This is a genomic window from Ralstonia sp. 22086 (assembly GCF_052045975.1).
GTDB lineage: Bacteria > Pseudomonadota > Gammaproteobacteria > Burkholderiales > Burkholderiaceae > Ralstonia > Ralstonia wenshanensis.
Genome location: NZ_JBQEPZ010000002.1, coordinates 621,918 through 640,312, shown reverse-complemented (window position 1 = coordinate 640,312; position 18,395 = coordinate 621,918). Strand labels below are relative to the sequence as shown.

Genomic DNA, 18,395 nt, shown 5'->3' with positions numbered 1-18,395 from the left:
CTGTGATGAAGCTGGAAGCACGGGGGGGGCAGAGACAGTCAGCGCCTCAACGGTTGACGGTCTTTGCGGGCACGAAGAACACCAGCACGGCGCCAAGCACGATGGCTGAGGAGATGAAGATCAGGCCAGCCGTTGATTTGCCCGTCAGGTCGTTGAGCCACCCGACGATGGCCGGCGAGAAGAACCCGGCAAGGTTGGCGAAGCAGTTGACCGCAGCGATGCCCGCAGCGGCCGACATACCGCCCAGCATGGCGGTGGGCAACGACCAGAATTGCGATGAAGAAGACAGGATTCCGGCGGCAGCAATGCTCAGGCACACCAGCGCAGCGCCCACGTTGCCAATCAGCGGCAGTGCGGCGAATCCGCCGGCGGCCACCAGCATCGGCACGGCAAGGTGCAGACGGCGCTCGCGGCGGCGGTCCGCGCTCATGCCAATCAGCGGCAGCGCGACGATGGCGCAGATATACGGCACCGCAGTGAACACGCCCACCCACAATGGATCGGCCACACCGGCTTTGCGGATGAGGGTCGGCAGCCAGAATGTCAGGCCGTATTGCCCGAGCACCACGCAGAAGTAGATGGCGGCCAGCAGCCACAGGCGGCGGTCTGCGAGGAATGCACCCACGGAGCCATGCGCGGTCTTCTGCGCGTTGTCTCCGGCGACGTTGCGCTCAAGCAGGGCCTTCTCTGCGTCGGTCAGCCACTTGGCCTGTGCGATGCCATTGTCGAGATAGAACAGGATGGCGACGCCCAGCAGCAGCGACGGCAAAGCTTCGATCAGGAACAGCCACTTCCACCCAGCCAGCCCCGCCACATCGTGAAAGGTGTGCAGGATGTAGCCCGACAGTGGCCCCCCGACGATGCCCGCAAGCGGAATCGCCATGAAGAACATCGACAATGCCTTGGCCCGGCGCTGCGACGGAAACCAGTACGTCATGTACAGGATGACGCCTGGCGCGAAGCCGGCTTCGGCCACCCCGAGCAGAAAGCGCAGCACGTAGAACGACGTCGGTGTGTTGACGAAGGCAAAAGCTGCTGAGATGACTGCCCACGTCAACATGATGCGTGCGAGCCAGTTGCGCGCGCCGACCTTGTGCAGGATCACATTGCTCGGCACTTCAAACAGGAAGTAGCCGAGAAAGAAGATGCCGGCACCAAGGCCGTACACCGTCTCGCTGAAACGCAGGTCGTTGAGCATCTGCAGCTTGGCGAAACCCACGTTGACGCGGTCCAGATAGGCGCCCAGGTAGCAGATCATCAGGAAGGGAATGAGCCGACGCGCAACCTTGGCGTAGGTGCGGGACTCGAACGTGGCCGCATCGGCGCGCGCCGACTCGTCGCCCGGCAAGGGCGATGCAAACTTCGTGGTCATGGTGTCTCCTACCATGTGCCCCGGGTGGGCCCGGGTGCGTGTGTCTCGAAGAAGTCCACGGCCGGTGTACGCGCCGTGGCGATGTAGGTTGGATCGTTCAGTGAATCAGCATGCCGCCGTTCACGTCGAGCGTGATGCCGGTCAGGTAGGCAGACAGATCGCTCACCAGGAACAGGCACGCGTTGGCAACGTCGGCCGCATCGCCGAGCCGGCCAAGGGGGATGCCCTTGATGATCTCGGCGCGCATGTCGGGCGTGAGCTTGTCGCCGGTGATGTCGGTCTGGATGAGTCCTGGCGTGATGGAGTTGACGCGGACATTGTCGCCGCCGAATTCGCGGGCCATGGCCTTGGCAAGGCCAAGCACGCCTGCCTTGGCAGCGCTGTAGTGGGGGCCGCCGAAGATGCCGCCACCGCGTTGCGCAGACACCGACGACATGCAGACAATGCTGCCGCGCTTGCGTGCTTTCATATGCGGCAGGACGGCCTGCGACATGTACAGCGTGCCGCGCAGGTTGACGTCGACCACCGCATCGAAATTGCCCGCCTGGATGTCGAGCGTGCGCAGAGGCTGGGTGATGCCTGCGTTGTTAATGAGACCATCAATGCGGTCGTATTTGGCCAGCGTGGCCTGCACAGCCGCATCGCACGCAGCCCGATCGGCCACATTACAGGCCAGGCCCAGATGGCCTTCACCGAGTTCGCGCGCCGCCTGTTCGGCATCTTCACGCCGCAGGTCGAGTACGACCACATGCGCGCCTTGTGCGGCAAGTGCCTTTGCGGTGGCTCGCCCAATACCGCGCGGCGAGGCGGCACCGGTCACGATCACGACCCTGTTCTCAAGCAACATCGTTGTCTCCTGGCTGTTGGAATCTTGTTGGCTGCAGTGTTGTTCCAGCAGACGATTCGATCAACGCAGTTGGATTCAACTATGGCTGAGAAATTTTCAGATGACGCTGGGCACGCCACTGGTGCGGCGCACCATGCCGCCCCTGCACGTTAGGCGGGCGCGGCTTTGAGCTGCCGGTCGACCCAGGCGAGAAAGCGCGCCACGCGCGGCAGTTCGGCATTCTGGGGCGGGAACACGATATGGTGGCCCGCCACCTCCAGCGCGTGGTCCTTGCCAAATACCGGCACGAGCCGGCCGTGGTCGATCAGGACAGATGCGAGCAACGTGCTCTCCAGTGCGACGCCCAGGCCGAGCGCCGCAGTCTCGAGCGACATGTACGAACGGTCGAAGGCGAAGTCGAACGACACGTGCATGTGCTCGACGCCAACGCGTGCAAACCACTGCTGCCACTGCACGATCGGCGTCTCCGACCGAATGAGCCGATGCGCGAGTAAGTCTTGCGGCGACTGCACGGGGTGCCGCTCAAGGTATGCCGGTGAAGCCAGGGGAGCGATGTGCTCGGTGCGCAAGGTCCTGATCTGCACGTCGCGCCAATGCGCGTGGCCGTAGCGGATGTCGAGGTCGTAGAAGCCGCTGGTGAACGACACGTCTTCATACGAACACGACACGTTCAACCGAATGTCGCTGTGATCCTCCTGGAATGCGGCGAGCCGGGGCAACAGCCACATCAGGCCAAAGCTGGGGCTGGAGTGCACGCGAAGGATCTCGACGTCGGTACGGCTGGAGGCACGTTCGGTGGCGCGGTTGAGCTCGGCCAGCGCCCCTGTCACGTCGCGCAGGTATTGCTCACCAACGGGCGTCAGGACCAGACCGCGGCCTTGCCGGAAAAAGAGCGGCTGCCCGATCGCCGCTTCCAGGTTGCTGATCTGATGGCTGACGGCAGAGGCCGTCAGCCCCAACTCTTCGGAGGCACGATTCACGCTCTTGGTCCGCGCGACGGACTCGAACGCGATGATCGCCTTCATTGGAGGAATACGCATCTTTTGCGTGGCAGAGGTTGATCGGCGGCTGATGAAGCACGGAAGCTATCTTATCGCCCGAACTCTCCCACGCGTACCGCTGCCGCGTCCATCACCGGTTCACGCCTGCCACACGGCATACCCTTCCTCACGCAATCCGATCGCCAGCTCAACTTCCATCTCCCGCGCCGCCTCGTAAGGCATCGGATTGAAACATTCGTACAGCTCGGGCATCAGACGCAGGCCGTACTCGCGCACAAACCGGTTCGATTTCAGCCCCGCCTTGTGCTTATCAAAACGCACGTCCGGCGACTGTCCTGTCATGCCGACATAGACGCATGGCTTGTCGCCGAGGTAATCGGGATTGGCTTTCACGAAGCGCGCTTCGCCCAGCACTTGCCGCGACAGCTCGACGACGTAGACGTGGTGATGGTGACGTGGCATTGAAGAAGCCTTCGGCAGCGAAGAAACGGATGGCGAGCATGGATCGTAGCGCCCGGGGGCTTCTTCGGCTACCGCGCGGAAGTGCCCTTGCGGTTGGCGCAGGCAGGACAGCTTCCTCGGGCCAGGGCCTGCCCGCAGGCATTTCGTCAAGCCTGGGACGACTTCCCTCAGTCGGGAATTCCGGCTTCACGCCAGGCCTGCGCGAAGTCATCGAACACCGCTTCGTTGACGCCCACTGTTACACGAAAGCGGGAGATGCGGAATCCCGGATCAATGCCCAGCATGCGACGGGCCGTGTCTCGGGCGTCATCGAGCGTTCCTAGCCGAACCTGTGCAGCGCACAGATAGGCATATGGCACGCTGAAGCTTGGGTTCGATTCGACCGCCCGGCGAGCGTCAACTTGGGCCTGCTCATAGTTGCGCAATTGGAAGTTCGCACCGGAGAGTGCCTGGTACGCCAGATAGCGCAAAGCATCGAACGGGCTGAGCTGCAGGGCCCGCCGCGCCCGCTCGACGGCCAATACTGCGCGCCCCGACCAGGCAAGCGCGACCGCACTTGTGGCCAATGCGACCACGTTGGACGGACTGAGCGCCAGCGCGCGGTCGAATATGTCGAACGCGGCCGCGATGTCGTGAGCATCGAACCAGAGCACGAACGCGCCGATCGCGAGCGCCAGCGCGTCATCGCCCCCGAGGGCGACCGCGGCGCGCGCATACTGGATCGACGCCTCGCGCTCGGCCGCTTCAAGCCCGCCCCGACTGAAGCGGACGTGATGGCACCATGCCAGTGTCGCCTGGGCGAGCGCGTAGTCGGGCTCAAGCGCGAGCGCGCGTTGCAGCAACGGGATAGCCGGTGCGCAGGCCGCAGGCATCAACTTGTAGATGTGGGGCAGCGCGCGCAATACGAGGTCATAAGCATCCAGATCCTCGGGGCGCTTGCGGCGGATGCGCTCGATCTCGGAGCGACGCAAACCGGGTTCGATCGCGCCGAGCACGCGGTACGCGATTTCGTCCTGCAAATCGAACACATTATCGATCCTACATTCGTGACGCTCGGCCCAGACCTGCGTGCTACGCACTGTCTCGGTCAGGTGCGCCGAGATGCGGATCCGATCGCCACAGTGGCGGAAGCTGCCATGCAGGAGATAGTCGGCATGGAGTTCGCGCGCGGCGCGCTCGAGGTCGACCCCGGATCCGCGGAACACGAAGCTCGAGTGTCGCGCGACTACAGCGAGCCACTTGACGCGTGACAGCCCTGTGATGATGTCGTCGACCACGCCTTCAGCGAAGTACTCCTGCGCAGGGTTGTCGCCAAGATAAGCGAAGGGCAGCACCGCCAATGTCGGGCCGTGGCGTGCTGTGGAATCGAGCCCAGGCGGCACGGCCGCCCGATCGGACCCGACGCCGAGCAGGCGGTACCCCTGGCCCGGAACGGTCATCAGGTGGACGGTACCGCTCTCGTCCTTCGCAAGAACCTTGCGCAGTGCCGACACGTGGACCTGGATGTTGTTGTCCTCGACGACGAGTCCGGGCCAGACCTGTGACATCAGTTCGTCCTTCGTGACGACCGCGCCGCGCGCCCCCGCCAGCACACAAAGAATGTCGAACGCCTTGGGCTTGAGCTCGATCGCCTGATTGTCGCGACGCAGCAGGCGCCGGGTCGGATCGAGGCGGAAGACGCCGAGAACGAATTCTTCCTGGGCCATGCGATGAGAACTCCAGAGAATTCAGGACCTGAACCAAGGACCTGCTGTCGGCTATCGCACAACATCGCGTCGAGGTCGCCATGATCTCGCCGCCGATCCAAGGGCCCAGCCATGAAAGCTCCAGTATCGTCCTTACCCCTTCGCGCCGACAAGGCGCGGCACGCGCCCATGCCCCGACAGGCCGACGTGGCCGCGGCATTCGACAACGTCGTTCGTTGCCGCCGCACCATCCGGGCGTTCTTGCCGCATCCCGTCGCGCGTGAGCTTGTGGCCGACATCCTTGATGTCGCTACGCGCTCACCCAGCACCTTCAACACACAACCTTGGAGGGTGCACGTTCTCTGCGGCGAAGCGCGCCAGGCATTGGTCGATGCGATCCTTGCCTTACATGCCGAGAACACTGAGCCGCCGTTCACGCCGTTTCCCAGCACGCCGCCGTCGGAATGCACGGCGCGTCAGGCGGAGTTCGGTCGCCGCTACTACGCCTCGCTGTCCATCGCCCCTGATGACACTGCCGCCCGTGCGCGCCAGACTGCGCGCAACTTTACGTTCTTCGATGCACCCGTCGGCCTGATGTTTTCGATCGACGCGCGCTTGACGCGTCATAGCTGGCTCGACATCGGGCTGTTCCTGCAGACGCTGATGCTCGCGGCTCATGCCCGCGGTCTCGCCACGTGTCCCCAGGTGGCCTTTCTGCGCTACGAAAGGCTGATTGCGCGGCACCTCGGATTCGCTGCCGGCGAAGCGCTGGTATGCGGCATGTCACTGGGATATCCGGATCGCGAGGCAGCCGTCAACCAAGTCCACATGCCCCGTAACCCGGTGGCCTCGTTCACCTTTTGGCATGGGTTTGATGCGGCGCCGCGGCCGGACACCAGCTCCACGACCGGTGCGCCATATCAAGAATTCGTGAGCAGCTCGGACACCGATTAGCAGGAGGGACTCATGACTGTCTTGAAGCCATTCTTGCGGGTCGCCTGCAGACCGACAGCGATTATTTCTGCGGCACTCGGATTCGCAACTCTGCAGGTAGCCCTGCCTTGCGTGGCGGACGATGTCTCTCCCGTGCGCGCCTACTACGATTTCATTCACTGGGTCAGCATGGGCCGCGCCGATCTGGCGTCCGAACAGTTCACTGACGATGCTGTCGTGATCGCGGGCCCCGATTGCCCGCCAGCGGTGCCCTGCATCGGAAGGGCTGCGATTCGAGACCGCTACATCAGGTCCCTGAGCGCCGGGCAGACGCCCTTGCCCTTGCGGGACCAGCGGTTCGACGGACAGTCGCTGCGCACGCATGGGGAGACGATCCTCCAGGAGGAGCGGCACGGAGGCGTCGTACGACTTGTCGGTGGCTACGTGTTCGAGTTTCACGACGGACTCATCTCATCGCTGCGAGTCAAACTCGAAGCCCATGACCCTGCCACGGCGGCCTTACAGCGACGCTGGGCGGAAACGGCGCTTTCCAATCGCTGACACGGACCGGACCGACGTCGTGCGACGGAGGGCCGGAATACGTGGGCGCCCGTGCTCTCGCCCGGCGATCAGACCCAAAAAAGCTCCACTGGTGGTTTGCGGGCGCATTCTCAGGCGCGGGAAAAAGTGACCTCGTATGTGCAGAGCTTGCCATCCAGCGGATCGACAGTTTCCGGCGTGCCGTAGACCAGCCTAGCACCTTCAAGTGAAATAAAGCGCACCTGTTGCGTGCCCGTCCAAAGCTCGTTCCAACTACCGTCGATGGTATGAATGACCCGATCGGATTCCACGATATAGGTTCCGACGTACGCAAACATGGAATCGAAGAGCGCGACCTTTTCCGCATTGTTCGGCGGACTTGAAGTGGGTCGCAGGCGCCCACTCCTGAGCACGAAGACCATCACGCGCCCGTCCGCGGAGTAGTTGATGTAGCCAAACGGATGCGGGCCGAGCGCATCCGTTCGCTCGCCCGTATCCACTATCCGACGCGTCCAGGACTGCATGCGCCAGTTTCCAAGTATCTGCGTGCGAAGCGCGCTTTCTTGCTGATCCGACATGGCTGGCGCTCCTTGTATCCCGTTGGGCGAATCGTCGGAAATATCGTTGCCGGACAGGCGAATTCCACGCCAGCCGGCTCGAAAACAAGGATAGTTCCCGCAGAGAAGATCTGCCGTTCGTGTAAAGCCGGTGTTTCTGTGTCGGAGTGAGTGAGCGAACAAGTGATACCTGATGGCCGACGAGCGACCGAGGGGCGAAGCCCGCGCCTGGCCGCGGGCAGAATCCACTTCGCTGGCCTGTAAATTCAGACGCGCACGATTCCCGTCCCCGGCGCTCTCAGTGTGCGAGGCGATCGGGGTGGCTACGCTTCTGGCTCGTCTGCCGCATCAAGCCGCCGAACTCGCTCCGTGCAACCGGAAGAACGCCACCGCATGACTCAGTTGCTGCCCCTGGCCTTCCAAGGATGTGGATGCAGCCGCTGCCTGTTCGACCAGCGCGGCGTTCTGCTGGGTCACTTCGTCCATCTGCGTGATCGCCAGGTTGATCTGCTCGATGCCGCGGCTCTGCTCGACAGAGGCGGCGGCAATCTCGCCCATGATGTCGGTCACGCGGGCCACGGCCTGGGTGACTTCGGTCATGGTCTTGCCGGCGGTTTCCACCAGCGTGGAGCCGTCCTGGATCTTCTGCACCGAGGTGCTGATGAGTTCCTTGATCTCCTTGGCGGCGCTGGACGAACGCTGCGCGAGGCTGCGCACTTCACTGGCCACCACGGCAAAGCCGCGGCCTTGCTCGCCGGCGCGGGCGGCTTCCACTGCGGCGTTGAGCGCGAGGATGTTGGTCTGGAACGCAATGCCTTCAATCAGGCCAATGATGTCGACCACCTTGGTCGAGCTGCTGCGGATGTCGCTCATGGTGTCGACGACGTTGCCGACCACGGCACTGCCGCGCTGGGCAATCTCCGAGGCGTCCGATGCGAGCACGCTGGCTTGCTGGGCGTTGTCGGCGTTCTGCTTCACGGTGGAGGTCAGCTCTTCCATGCTGGAAGCGGTCTCCTGCAAAGACGAAGCCTGCTGTTCAGTGCGCGACGAGAGGTCTTGATTGCCGCTGGCAATCTGGCCCACATCGCTGGCAATGCCGTGCGCGGCTTGCCGAACCTGGTCGATCAGTTTGACAAGGCTGGCCTGCATCTCTGACATGGAGGCGAGAATGCTGCCGCGCGGTGCGGTTGTGCCGCCTGGCACGGGGCCCAGGTCTCCGGAGGCTACGCGGCGCGTGATGTCGCTCAGGGCATCGGGTTCGGCGCCCAGTGCGCGGGTTAGGCCACGGGTGATGAGAATGCCGGCAGCCAAGGCACCCAGCACGGTGGCAAGGCAGATGCCGATGAGCAGCGTGCGCTGGAAGGCGTAGCGCTCGGCAGACTGCTGCTCCATCTCGTGTGCGCGCTCGCGGGCGTGTTCACTGTAGGCATTGGTTGCCTTGATAAGGGCGGCCAGCAGCGGGCGGCACTGCTCGTTCATCATCGTGATGGATTCTTCATGCTTGCCAGTCAGCGCCGCGTTGACGATGGCAAGCGCCACGGGGCCGTACTTGACCTCAATGCTGTCGATGTCAGCAACCAGGGCCCGTGCACGGTCATCGGTGTCTCCGGCTTGCGCGGTCAACTCCTTGAGTTTGCCCAGGCGGCTCTGCACGTCTTCATGCGCCTGCGTAACGGCGGCCTTTTCCAGATCGATGTCTGACTGCTTCGTGACGAGTACGAGGTTACGTGCCGCAATGGCGCGGCGGTCCACAGCCGTGCGCACACGTTCCGACAGCACGGCCCGGGCGTTGACGCCGTTCACGTACTTTGAAAAACGCGCGTTCGACTCGCTCAGCGCCTGCACTGCCAGCGCGGAAACCAGCAACACCAGCCCCGCCAGAAAGCCAAACGCCACGGTGAGCTTGGCGCGCACCGTCAAATTGTTGATGCTCATTGTGATTTCCCCGTTCGGCCTTTTAACCGCGCCGTTTGTTGATGGCAGGCCCCGATGGCGCTGCTCGAAACTTGCAACGGCAGGGAAACTTGATGCTGTAGCGACCAAGTGGGGGTAATCCTCTCTATGTGAGCAATTTTGAGAATTGGCGCAGCCAACGCGAGCGTCATGGACCGGCGCGATCTCAGTCCAGCACGAGGGCGAATTGCCGCAGTGGCGCACGTTGCCTGGGCAGGTAGTTGCACAGGGCCAACCGGTGATTAGTCTTTTTGGAGGGGGCGATGCGTGGTCGCTTGAGGAGGGAAGAGCGGTTCCGCTTCCTGCATGGCCCAGCAACTTCGCTGGATGCACTGGCGTTTCGTGGCGGCGGCAGCACGCGGCGGGTGCCGCTCTAACATGGTCGTTGACGCTAGGCGGTTGCGCAGGGCACCGGATCGTCGTCTTTCTCCTTCCGAATCTTGGGAATGAAGTCCATGGGCAACCATCGCATTGGCTCGGCATCCACCACGCTGCCACATCACAGTACCTTGGCGAACAAGGAAAACGTAGCGCCGCAGCAGCAGCCCAATGGCAAACAGGTTCGGTCTCGGCAGGGGGTCTTGGCGTCGCTAGCCGCGAGCCCGCGTCGTGCGGGGCGCGCGCTGCAGAGGATGCTGCATATCAATCGGCCCGCGGAGCCACCGGCCAAACCACAGGTTGCCCGACCGGCTGTGCAGGTGCGGCCATCCGTCCAGCACCCCCCCATGGCCAACGCCCCCGTGCGGCGCGAAGTTGCGGGGCCACCCAGATCGGTGCGTACGCCAGGTCATGGCGTGTCTGGTGGCAATACGTCGGTCCAGCATCATCGCGCGCGGGTGTTGAGCCAGATCGAGCATCTGCCGACCGAGCATGGCAAGCAGGCGTGGCGCAAACCGATCGAGGCCATGGAAACGCTGGATCGACACGTTGCCGGTTTGCCCCCCGCGCAATCCGTCAAGCTGCTGCAGCAGATGCAGGTCATCCTGAGTATCAAGGACAGCCATACGCGCAATCTGAACCTGGATCACTTCGTTGCCTCGCTCAAACCGGCAACCGTGCACGCGGCTCCCCCGAGGGGAAGTGCTTCGCCGGCACCGCGCGTATCCACGCCACGGATGCCTGCGGCAGCACCGCACCGCCCGCCTGCCACACCGACCAAGCTGAGCTTCAAGGACCTGGAGGCGTTTGCAAGCCAGCGGCGGCGTCCGGCAAGCGCACCTGCCACGCCCGCACGTCAGAACACCGCCCCGACGCTGACGCTGGCCGACTTTGAGCGGGAAGCGGAGGACGAGGCCGCTTATCACGGCTACGCGCATGCGGACTACAGCGGCGCCCGTGCGAACTACGCCAGCTATCTCGCGCGCCACAATCCAGCGCCGGAACGCCGCGCACAGTCCGCACCACCGCGCGTCCAACGCGCCGCCCCGCCCACGCTCGACCATGTGCAGCGCGCCCAGATTGCGCACGCTGAAGACGAGCGTGCCCGCTATCACAATGAAATGCCGAACTATCAGCAGGCCTACGCAGACCATGAGGCCCGCCAGCCGGCGCCTGCCGCCGTTGGGCTCAGGCGTGCGGCGCGCCCGACGCCTCGCCAATTGACCGCCAGCGAGTTGCAGTCGATCCACCAAGAGGAAGATGAGCGCGCGAATTACTTCAACGAAACCCCGGACCATGCGGGCGCGGAAGCTGCATACCGGGCGCGGCATGGGCTGTGATGCGTATGCGGCGGGCCCGACTCAGTAATGGGCGCGCTCAACATGCTCAGCTTGGGCAGGGAATGCACTGGCCCACGGCTGTATCAGTCCGACACTGCTAAGGATGAAGCGTCTCGCCCTTGTTCAGCATGTCAATGAATTGAGCGATCTTCTTTGCGCGCGTCTCAACCTTCTTCACGTTCTGGATCCTGAACAGAATCGCGTACCGGTTCTGGCCATTCAGGGTGGCAAAGAACTGCTTGGCTTTCGGGTTGGCGTCCAGGGCCTGCTGCAGGTCATCGGGCACGGTTGATGTACTTGCAGACGAGTAGGCTGCCTCCCAACGCCCGTCTTGCTTGGCCAGATCGACTGCGCGAAGCCCTGGCGGGCGCATCCTCCCGGCGCTGATCAACGCTTCGGCCTTGGCGGTGTTGATCTTTGACCAGATGCTTTTGGCTGTTCTGGGCGTGAACCGCTGCAGCCAGTGGTGCTCGTCTTCCGCCTGTTTTTGCCCGTCGATCCATCCGTAGCAAAGAGCGCTTTCAACGGCCTCTGCATAAGACACGGTGGATTGCTCAGCCGACCGCTTTGCGATGCGGAGCCAGACGCCGGCCGCAGCCTCGCCGTGGGTTTCCAGCCAGGCTTCCCAGGCTTCCTGGTTGATGAAGGAAAGTGTTGGATTCGCCATCGCGTTGGTCGGCGACGTTATTCGCGCCTGAATCCGAGCACACCTCTGCCCATTGCATTTTCAGACACCAGCGGATTCGGCATCCAGGCGGTGTGTACCTCCAGCCTGTCTCCATCCAGCGTATAGAACCGTTCCTGCTCCGTACCGTTCCAGGCTTCATTCCAGCACGCGTCGACCTTCGTGATGAACCGATCGTCCTCGACCCGATACCGCCCGGTGTAAGCCACGATCGTGCGGAACAGCGCCGCCAGCTTCTCGTCTGTGTTTCCCGGCTCGCGCACCTTCGCCGTGAGGAGCACCATCATGCGTCCGTCAGCGCCGAAGATCAGTGAACCCCGGGGGTCGGCGCCCCAGGGTTGCGTGCGCTCCTTTGTCTCCTGAAGCTCGGTCTCGAAAGACACCAGCCGCCAGCTGCCGTGCAGCTTCGTATCGTGCTCAGTCATCGTTCGTCCTGTCCTCGTTCGTTTAAATGCGCGTATGCGATGAGCGCTGCAAGACAACGTGCGTCGCCTTTTCCGACGCTACGGATTCAACGCACGTGTAGCCCAGCGCTCGCAAGTCGATGCCTTCGAACAGGGGTTCCCCACGGCCAAGCAGAATTGGCGAGATCGCAATGTGCAGTTCATCGATCAAGCCCTCACGCAGGAACTGCCGAATGGTGCTCGCGCCACCGCCGATTCGTACATCTTTCCCGCCGGCGGCCTCGCGCGCACGGTCGAGCGCTTCTCGAAAGCCGCCTGTGACGAAGTGGAACGTCGTGCCGCCCTCCATCTCGATGGGCGCACGCGCGTAGTGGGTCAACACGAAAACGGGAACGTGATACGGCGGGTTGTCGCCCCACCATCCTTTCCAGTGGTCGTCGGGCCAATCCCCGCGAATGGGGCCGAACATGTTGCGCCCGAGAATCCACGCCCCGACGTTCCGGAAACTACGGGCGGCAAAGTCATCGTCAACGCCAGTGGTGCCGCCGTCCTTGCCGAACAGGTTTCGCTGGAACGTGCGCGTCGTGACAAGCCACTGGTGTAGGTCCATCCCGCCAATGCCGAGCGGATTGTCGATGTCCTGATCCGGACCTGCGCCGTATCCGTCAATCGAGATGGTGAAGCCCGCAACGCGAACGCGTGTCATCGTTTGTCTCCAGCGTCAATTGGACGCCCGATCGGTCATCAACGGATGCCGGCGTCAGGACCTGCATATTAGTACCGGCGCCAGCCGAGCGCGTCGCCCACGCCGGGTCGGGCATCAGCCTATGGGAGGAGGGGCGCGCCATCCTTTAGAATCGCGGACTTTGCCCGTACTCCCATGTGGTTCAAAAACCTTCAGCTTCATCGCCTGCCGGCGCCTTGGGCCGTTACCCCTGAACAGCTTGAAAAGTGGCTGGCACCCCACGCGTTCCAACCGGGCAACAGTGTAGAGAAACAGACCTCCGGCTGGGCGTCGCCACGCGAGTATGGCGCGCTCGTGTATTCAAACAACGGGCAGATGCTGCTGACCTTTCGCGCAGAAAAGAAGCTACTGCCGGCGTCCGTCATCAACCAGGTGACCAAGGCTCGGGCGCTCGAGCTGGAAGAGCAGCAGGGTTTCAAGCCCGGCCGAAAGCAACTGCGCGAACTCAAGGAACAGGTGACCGATGAACTGCTGCCGCGCGCCTTCAGCATTCGGCGCGATACGCGGGTGTGGATCGATACGGCAAACGGCTGGCTGGTGATCGATGCGGCTTCGCAGGCGGTGGCCGACGACGTGCGCGGCCTGCTCGTGAAGTCGATCGACCAGTTGCCGCTCACCAATGTGCACGTGGCACATTCGCCGGTGGCCGCCATGACGGAGTGGCTGCTGTCTGGCGAGGCGCCCGGCGGCTTCACCGTCGACCAGGACGCCGAGTTGCGCTCGACGGGTGAGGGCGGTGCCACCGTCCGATACGTTGGCCACGCGCTCGAAGCCGAAGACATGCGTCGTCACATCGAAGCCGGCAAACAGTGCATGCGCCTCGCCATGACGTGGGACGACCGGGTTTCCTTCGTGCTCACGCCGTCACTCCTGATCAAGCGCGTGACGCCGCTCGACGTAATCAAGGAAGCCGAAGACCCCACCGCACAGAACGACGACGAACGCTTTGACTCCGATGTCACACTCATGACGGGCGAGTTGGCGCGGATGCTGACCGACCTGGTCGACAGTCTGGGGGGCGATCAGCTCGATACCGCGCAACAGGCCAAGGCGGCCTGAACGGTACCTTGAATGCGCCTGAAGCGAGGGGCGCTTCACAGCGCACGAAGTCCGGCAGGCCACAGTCAAAAGCGTTTGCCCAGGGATTCGGCCCATTTCGGGTACTTATCCCTGTGCATGACAGCGCATCACCCCCGTAGAGAGGGGGCAGGCCGGCCCATCCGCAGCGGCTTTCCCACGTAAAATCCGGAGCGCGCGCCGCCATGCTCGGCGCCCTGTTTTGATATCCGGATGTACGTCGATCTTCTTACCCTTTATCTCCTTGCCGTCGGAATCCTGCTCGCCAGCGCTGGAATGCTGTTCTGGGAGCATCGGACCAATCCTCGCCGCAGCAAGGCGTTGCGCCTGCTGGCGGCCGGGTTTGCGACGCTCGCGCTCGGCTGCACGGCCGTGCTGTTCCGCCATGTAGTGCCGGGCGCGACGGGCGCTGCACTCTGCAACCTCATCATGCTGTGCGGCTATCTGCTCGTGCTGTCGGGCGTGGCGGCGCTGAACGGGCGGCAGTATCGCGGCGCCGCAGCCGGCGTGCTCATCGGCATGGCCTTGGTTTGGGCGATCTGGGGCGCGCAGTGGCAAGGCATCCTGTGGAACTACGTCAGCGCGATTCCGATTGCGTTGGTCAGCGCGATGACGGCTCGCGAAATGTGGCGTAGCGATGCCATGAAGCCGCTGCGCCCGCGACAACTCGTGGTGGTTGTGACGACGCTGCATGCCGCGCTCTACCTTGCCCGCGGGATCGCGCTGCCAGGGCTGGTGTCGGCATTCGGGCCGGCCATGCAGCCGTTGGCCAGCAAGTTGACGATGATCGAGGGCGTCTTGTACGCGATGGTGTTGCCGATGACGTTGCTGAAGCTGATTCGGGACGAGGCCCACGGCCAGCTTCTGAGCGAATCGCAGACGGACTACCTGACCCGCCTTGGCAATCGCCGCTGGTTCTTCGAACGGGGCGAACGCCTGATCGAACGCATTGGCAGCAACCGGCCCGTCGCCATGCTCGTGTTCGATCTTGACCGGTTCAAGGCCATCAACGACCGCTACGGGCACCAGGCCGGCGACACCGTTCTCAAGGTGTTTGCGGAAATCGCGCAGGGTGTGCTCGGCCCCGACGTGATGCTTGCGCGCATTGGCGGCGAAGAATTCGCCGCGCTGCTGTCGGGCGATGACGCCCGCCATGCCAGAACGCGGGGTGAGGCCGTGGCCAAGTGCTTTGCAGAGGCGGTCCAACGCCGCAGCGACAGCGCCGGCATTCTGGCGACAGTCAGCATTGGGATGGCCCAGTTCGACGCCGACCTGCCCTCGCTGGCGGAAGGCCTGGCTGCGGCAGACAAGGCGCTCTATCGTGCCAAATCGCTGGGCGGCAATCGGCTTGAAGTCGCGCAGCCTGCCGGGCAAGTCGACGAGACGGTGTTCTCGTAACGGTGAACGTTGTTCAGTCCGTCCGCCCGGCGCGCAGGTCGCTCTTGCGGATGAGCTGCAAGAGCGTCTCCGCAGGCTTGCTCAGCCGTCGCGCAGACAACGTGATGAATTCGATGGCCGGCAGCGGCGGCAAGACATCGCCATTGACGGGCGGTACCAGCCCGCCGCCCGCGAGGTTCTGCGCGCGCACGGTAATCCCCAGCCCGCCGCGCGCCGCCGCAATACACCCGGAATGACTGCTGCTGGTGCAGACCACGCGCCACAGCCAGCCCGTTGCAGCCAGGGTGTCCAGCACGATCGAGCGCGTCACGCTCGGCTCGTTGACGAGGATGAGCGGCAGCGGCTGACTCACATCGACCACGGTACCGGGCCGCGCCAGCCATTCGAGCTGACCTCGGAATAGTGGGACACCGCGTCGGCCGCCTTCGCGGCGCTTGCCGACAATGAGATCCAGCGAGCCGTCTTCGATGCCTTCGTACAGCTTGCTCGTCATCCCCATCGTGATCTCAAGCTCGACATCCGGATGCGTGGCCCGAAATGCGGCCAGCAGATTGGGCAGCGGCCCCTGCGCCAGGTCTTCCGATGAGCCCAGCCGGACACGGCCCTGCAGCCGGGGCGCACTGAACTGCAACTCGGCGCGCGCCAGGGATTCGAGGATCAACTTCGCGTGAACGAGTAGCGCTTCGCCGTCGGGCGTGAGCGACACCGAATGGGTGTCGCGCACCAATAACCGCCGGTTCACGCTTTGCTCCAGCCGGCGGATGTGATCGCTGACGGACGATTGCGAGAGGTCAAGCTGGCGCCCGGCCTCCGTAAAGCTATGGGCAGCGGCCACGGTGGCGAAGGTTTGAATCCAGACAGGATTGAGCATGTGGGTATTGTCATCGGAGTTTCCGATAACAGTCAACGTCTCTAGAGGGGTTCCCGATTGGCTGTCCGTCGGTAGCATTGCGGGTGATGTCCGGCGCTTTCCGGGCAGCATTCCAGGATTCACATGCAGACCGCTTCAACTCCCGCCGCCCCGCAGAACACCTCTCAAAAGGCCATGCTGTGGATTGTCTTTGCCGGCTTCTTCATGCAGGCGCTGGACACGACGATCGTCAATACCGCGCTGCCATCGATGGCGCGCAGCCTCGGTGAAAAGCCGCTCGACCTGAAAACGGTGGTGGTGGCCTACACGCTCACCATGGCGATGTTGACGCCGGCATCAGGATGGCTGGCCGACAAGTTTGGTACGCGGCGCGTTTATTTCAGCGCGATCCTGATCTTCGTTCTGGGTTCAGTGTTCTGCGCGATGGCGCACACGCTGCCGCAGTTGGTGATCGCGCGCGTGCTGCAAGGGATTGGCGGATCGATGCTGTTGCCGATTGGCCGTCTCGCGGTGCTGCGCAATATTCCGGGCGAGCAGTACATCGCCGCCTTGGCCTTCGTGTCGGTGGCGGGGCAGGTTGGCCCGCTCCTGGGGCCGGCGCTTGGCGGCTGGCTCGTGCAGGATGTCTCGTGGCACTGGATTTTCCTGATCAACGTACCGGTGGGTTTCGTTGGGCTGTTTGCGGTCCGGCGCTATCTTCCTCAAGACGCCGTGCGCGCCGTGGCGCCATTCGATTGGCTTGGCTGCGGGCTGCTGTCGTTGTGCATGGTGGCCTTCTCGCTGGCGCTCGAAAACGGCGCGCAGAGCCCCTGGAGCGCCGTGCTGATTGCTGTGAGCGTGGTCAGCGCGCTGCTCTACATTCCGCACGCAAGGCGGCGTGTGGCGCCGCTGTTCCAGCTTGCGCTGTTTCGCGAACCGAACTTCAGCATTGGGCTCGTCGGCAACCTGTTTTGCCGCATCGGTTCGGGCGCTGTGCCATTCCTGTTGCCGCTGCTGTTCCAGTTGCAGCTTGGCTATTCGCCTTTTCATTCGGGGTTGCTGCTATTGCCGATTGCCATTGCCGGCATGCTCGCCAAGCGTTGGGTCGTCCCGCTCGTGAACCGCTTCGGATATGACGTGTTCCTGCAGGTCAACACCTGGGTCGTTGGCGTCTCGATTGCCTCGTTTGCGGCCATGGCGCCGGGCTGGCCGCTGGCGCTGTCGATCGTGCAACTGTCGGTGTTTGGATGGGCGAACTCGATGCAGTTTGCAGCCATGAACAGCATCACGCTCAAAGGCTTGTCGCATCAGGATGCCGGCAGCGGCAACAGCTTGTTCTCGATGGTGCAGATGCTCGCAATCGGCCTGGGCGTATCGATCGGGGGCGGGCTTGTCAGCCTTTTCTCGGTCAAGCTTGGTGTGGCCGCGCCGGCTTATCGGCTGGCGTTCTTCACCATGGGCGTCGTGACCGTGTTTTCTGCGTGGATTTTTCGCAGGCTCGATGCCAAGCCCGCGCCGCTCCGTGCCAAGAACGTAGACGCCAAGGCTGTTCAGGCGCGCTAACGATTGCAGGCGCTGCTTGGGCGGGGCCTCATCCGCGCATGCGCAGAAGATCGGCGTAAGAGACCAATTTGCGCTTTCCAGTCCCGAGCGTCTTGCGCTTTGACGTTGACCGGCCTGGCTTGCTGCGCTCGAACTTGGCCGCAGCGCGTGCGTCTTCCTTGGCATGCACGCTGGCGGATTTCGTTTCCGCCTTGACGCGTTCGGCTTCCAGCCGTGCGGCCACCCGCTCTTCGCGGGCAACTTCCTGTGCTGCCGAGAGGATCTCTGCCTTGAGTTGATCGCGTCGCTGCCGGGCGGCAATGCGGGCGGCCTGCAATTGCTCCTTTCGTTGCCGGAGCCAGTCTTTTCGGCTCACCGGCGCGGGCCGCGCCTCTGCCGGTACGCTCAGGCGCAATGCTCGGCTGGCGGCAACTTTCTCGGCGTGGATCTGGCGACGGGAATCGCGTTTCGCATCACTCATGGTGCGCAACGCTCCCTGGCGGCACCGGTGTGCCGCCGTGCACCAGCAGGGGATGGCGGGTCATGACATTCATTCCGTCAACCGTACCATAGGGTTTCAAGTCCCGCAGGGGGGATGCCTGCCCATCAAGCGTTCTGGCGCCCGT

At 63.4% G+C, this 18,395-nt stretch carries 17 protein-coding genes and 1 pseudogene; 6 read left to right on the top strand and 12 right to left on the bottom strand.

Features of this window, described 5'->3' with window-relative positions; translation table 11 throughout:
- Positions 1-46 precede the first annotated feature (46 nt).
- The 5 genes from ACTJK6_RS11905 to ACTJK6_RS11885 all read right to left on the bottom strand — a co-directional run bounded on the left by ACTJK6_RS11905 (position 47) and on the right by ACTJK6_RS11885 (position 5,388).
- A complete protein-coding gene (locus tag ACTJK6_RS11905; RefSeq protein ID WP_433867837.1) occupies positions 47-1,372 on the bottom strand; it encodes an MFS transporter in 1,326 nt (441 codons plus the stop codon).
- A gap of 97 nt (positions 1,373-1,469) precedes the next feature.
- Entirely contained in the window at positions 1,470-2,219 is a 750-nt protein-coding gene (locus ACTJK6_RS11900; protein ID WP_440839117.1) for an SDR family NAD(P)-dependent oxidoreductase, read from the bottom strand.
- 149 nt (positions 2,220-2,368) lie between these two features.
- The gene (locus tag ACTJK6_RS11895) at positions 2,369-3,259 is read right to left on the bottom strand and encodes a LysR substrate-binding domain-containing protein (protein WP_343619143.1); all 891 of its coding nucleotides are present in this window, start codon (positions 3,257-3,259) and stop codon (positions 2,369-2,371) included.
- Positions 3,260-3,358: 99 nt separating this feature from the next.
- A complete protein-coding gene (locus tag ACTJK6_RS11890; RefSeq protein ID WP_260801444.1) occupies positions 3,359-3,682 on the bottom strand; it encodes a hypothetical protein in 324 nt (107 codons plus the stop codon).
- A 167-nt stretch (positions 3,683-3,849) separates the two neighbouring features.
- Positions 3,850-5,388 carry a winged helix-turn-helix domain-containing tetratricopeptide repeat protein gene (locus ACTJK6_RS11885; protein ID WP_440839116.1) on the bottom strand — a complete coding sequence of 513 codons (1,539 nt, stop codon included), beginning with the start codon at positions 5,386-5,388 and terminating at the stop codon, positions 3,850-3,852.
- A 186-nt stretch (positions 5,389-5,574) separates the two neighbouring features.
- Between ACTJK6_RS11885 and ACTJK6_RS11880 the strand changes: the two genes are divergently transcribed.
- The gene (locus ACTJK6_RS11880; protein ID WP_440839115.1) at positions 5,575-6,321 is read left to right on the top strand and encodes a nitroreductase; all 747 of its coding nucleotides are present in this window, start codon (positions 5,575-5,577) and stop codon (positions 6,319-6,321) included.
- A 12-nt stretch (positions 6,322-6,333) separates the two neighbouring features.
- Positions 6,334-6,861 (top strand): hypothetical protein, encoded by a 528-nt coding sequence (locus ACTJK6_RS11875; protein WP_440839114.1) that lies wholly within the window; start codon positions 6,334-6,336, stop codon positions 6,859-6,861.
- Positions 6,862-6,971: 110 nt separating this feature from the next.
- Here the strand turns inward: ACTJK6_RS11875 and ACTJK6_RS11870 are convergent, their stop codons facing one another.
- Both ACTJK6_RS11870 and ACTJK6_RS11865 read right to left on the bottom strand, forming a co-directional pair.
- Positions 6,972-7,418, bottom strand: a complete 447-nt coding sequence (locus ACTJK6_RS11870) for a lipocalin-like domain-containing protein (RefSeq protein ID WP_440839113.1) — start codon at positions 7,416-7,418, stop codon at positions 6,972-6,974.
- 333 nt (positions 7,419-7,751) lie between these two features.
- Positions 7,752-9,332, bottom strand: a pseudogene (locus tag ACTJK6_RS11865) (methyl-accepting chemotaxis protein); the annotation flags it as partial.
- A gap of 743 nt (positions 9,333-10,075) precedes the next feature.
- On the opposite strand from ACTJK6_RS11865, the gene ACTJK6_RS11860 reads away from it, so the two are divergent.
- Positions 10,076-11,068, top strand: coding sequence for a hypothetical protein (locus tag ACTJK6_RS11860; protein WP_440839112.1), 993 nt, complete (start codon positions 10,076-10,078; stop codon positions 11,066-11,068).
- 97 nt (positions 11,069-11,165) lie between these two features.
- Here the strand turns inward: ACTJK6_RS11860 and ACTJK6_RS11855 are convergent, their stop codons facing one another.
- The 3 genes from ACTJK6_RS11855 to ACTJK6_RS11845 are packed head-to-tail and all read right to left on the bottom strand — an operon-like array spanning position 11,166 to position 12,863.
- Positions 11,166-11,735 (bottom strand): YdeI/OmpD-associated family protein, encoded by a 570-nt coding sequence (locus ACTJK6_RS11855; protein WP_433867841.1) that lies wholly within the window; start codon positions 11,733-11,735, stop codon positions 11,166-11,168.
- Between the two features lie 17 nt (positions 11,736-11,752).
- Positions 11,753-12,178 carry a lipocalin-like domain-containing protein gene (locus ACTJK6_RS11850; RefSeq protein ID WP_440839111.1) on the bottom strand — a complete coding sequence of 142 codons (426 nt, stop codon included), beginning with the start codon at positions 12,176-12,178 and terminating at the stop codon, positions 11,753-11,755.
- 22 nt (positions 12,179-12,200) lie between these two features.
- Complete coding sequence (locus tag ACTJK6_RS11845; protein WP_440839110.1) at positions 12,201-12,863, bottom strand: dihydrofolate reductase family protein; 663 nt, start codon at positions 12,861-12,863, stop codon at positions 12,201-12,203.
- Positions 12,864-13,037: 174 nt separating this feature from the next.
- Here ACTJK6_RS11845 and ACTJK6_RS11840 point away from each other — a divergent pair, with 174 nt between their 5' ends.
- A complete protein-coding gene (locus tag ACTJK6_RS11840; RefSeq protein ID WP_440839109.1) occupies positions 13,038-13,961 on the top strand; it encodes a recombination-associated protein RdgC in 924 nt (307 codons plus the stop codon).
- 231 nt (positions 13,962-14,192) lie between these two features.
- Positions 14,193-15,377 carry a GGDEF domain-containing protein gene (locus ACTJK6_RS11835; protein WP_316869683.1) on the top strand — a complete coding sequence of 395 codons (1,185 nt, stop codon included), beginning with the start codon at positions 14,193-14,195 and terminating at the stop codon, positions 15,375-15,377.
- Positions 15,378-15,390: 13 nt separating this feature from the next.
- Here ACTJK6_RS11835 and ACTJK6_RS11830 read toward each other — a convergent pair whose 3' ends face one another.
- On the bottom strand, positions 15,391-16,248 hold the full coding sequence (locus ACTJK6_RS11830) for a LysR family transcriptional regulator (RefSeq protein ID WP_414561812.1): 858 nt from the start codon (positions 16,246-16,248) through the stop codon (positions 15,391-15,393).
- Between the two features lie 123 nt (positions 16,249-16,371).
- Here ACTJK6_RS11830 and mdtD point away from each other — a divergent pair, with 123 nt between their 5' ends.
- Positions 16,372-17,790, top strand: a complete 1,419-nt coding sequence (mdtD, locus tag ACTJK6_RS11825; protein ID WP_440839108.1) for a multidrug transporter subunit MdtD — start codon at positions 16,372-16,374, stop codon at positions 17,788-17,790.
- Between the two features lie 28 nt (positions 17,791-17,818).
- Here the strand turns inward: mdtD and ACTJK6_RS11820 are convergent, their stop codons facing one another.
- On the bottom strand, positions 17,819-18,250 hold the full coding sequence (locus ACTJK6_RS11820) for a hypothetical protein (protein ID WP_232039881.1): 432 nt from the start codon (positions 18,248-18,250) through the stop codon (positions 17,819-17,821).
- Between the last annotated feature and the right edge of the window lie 145 nt (positions 18,251-18,395).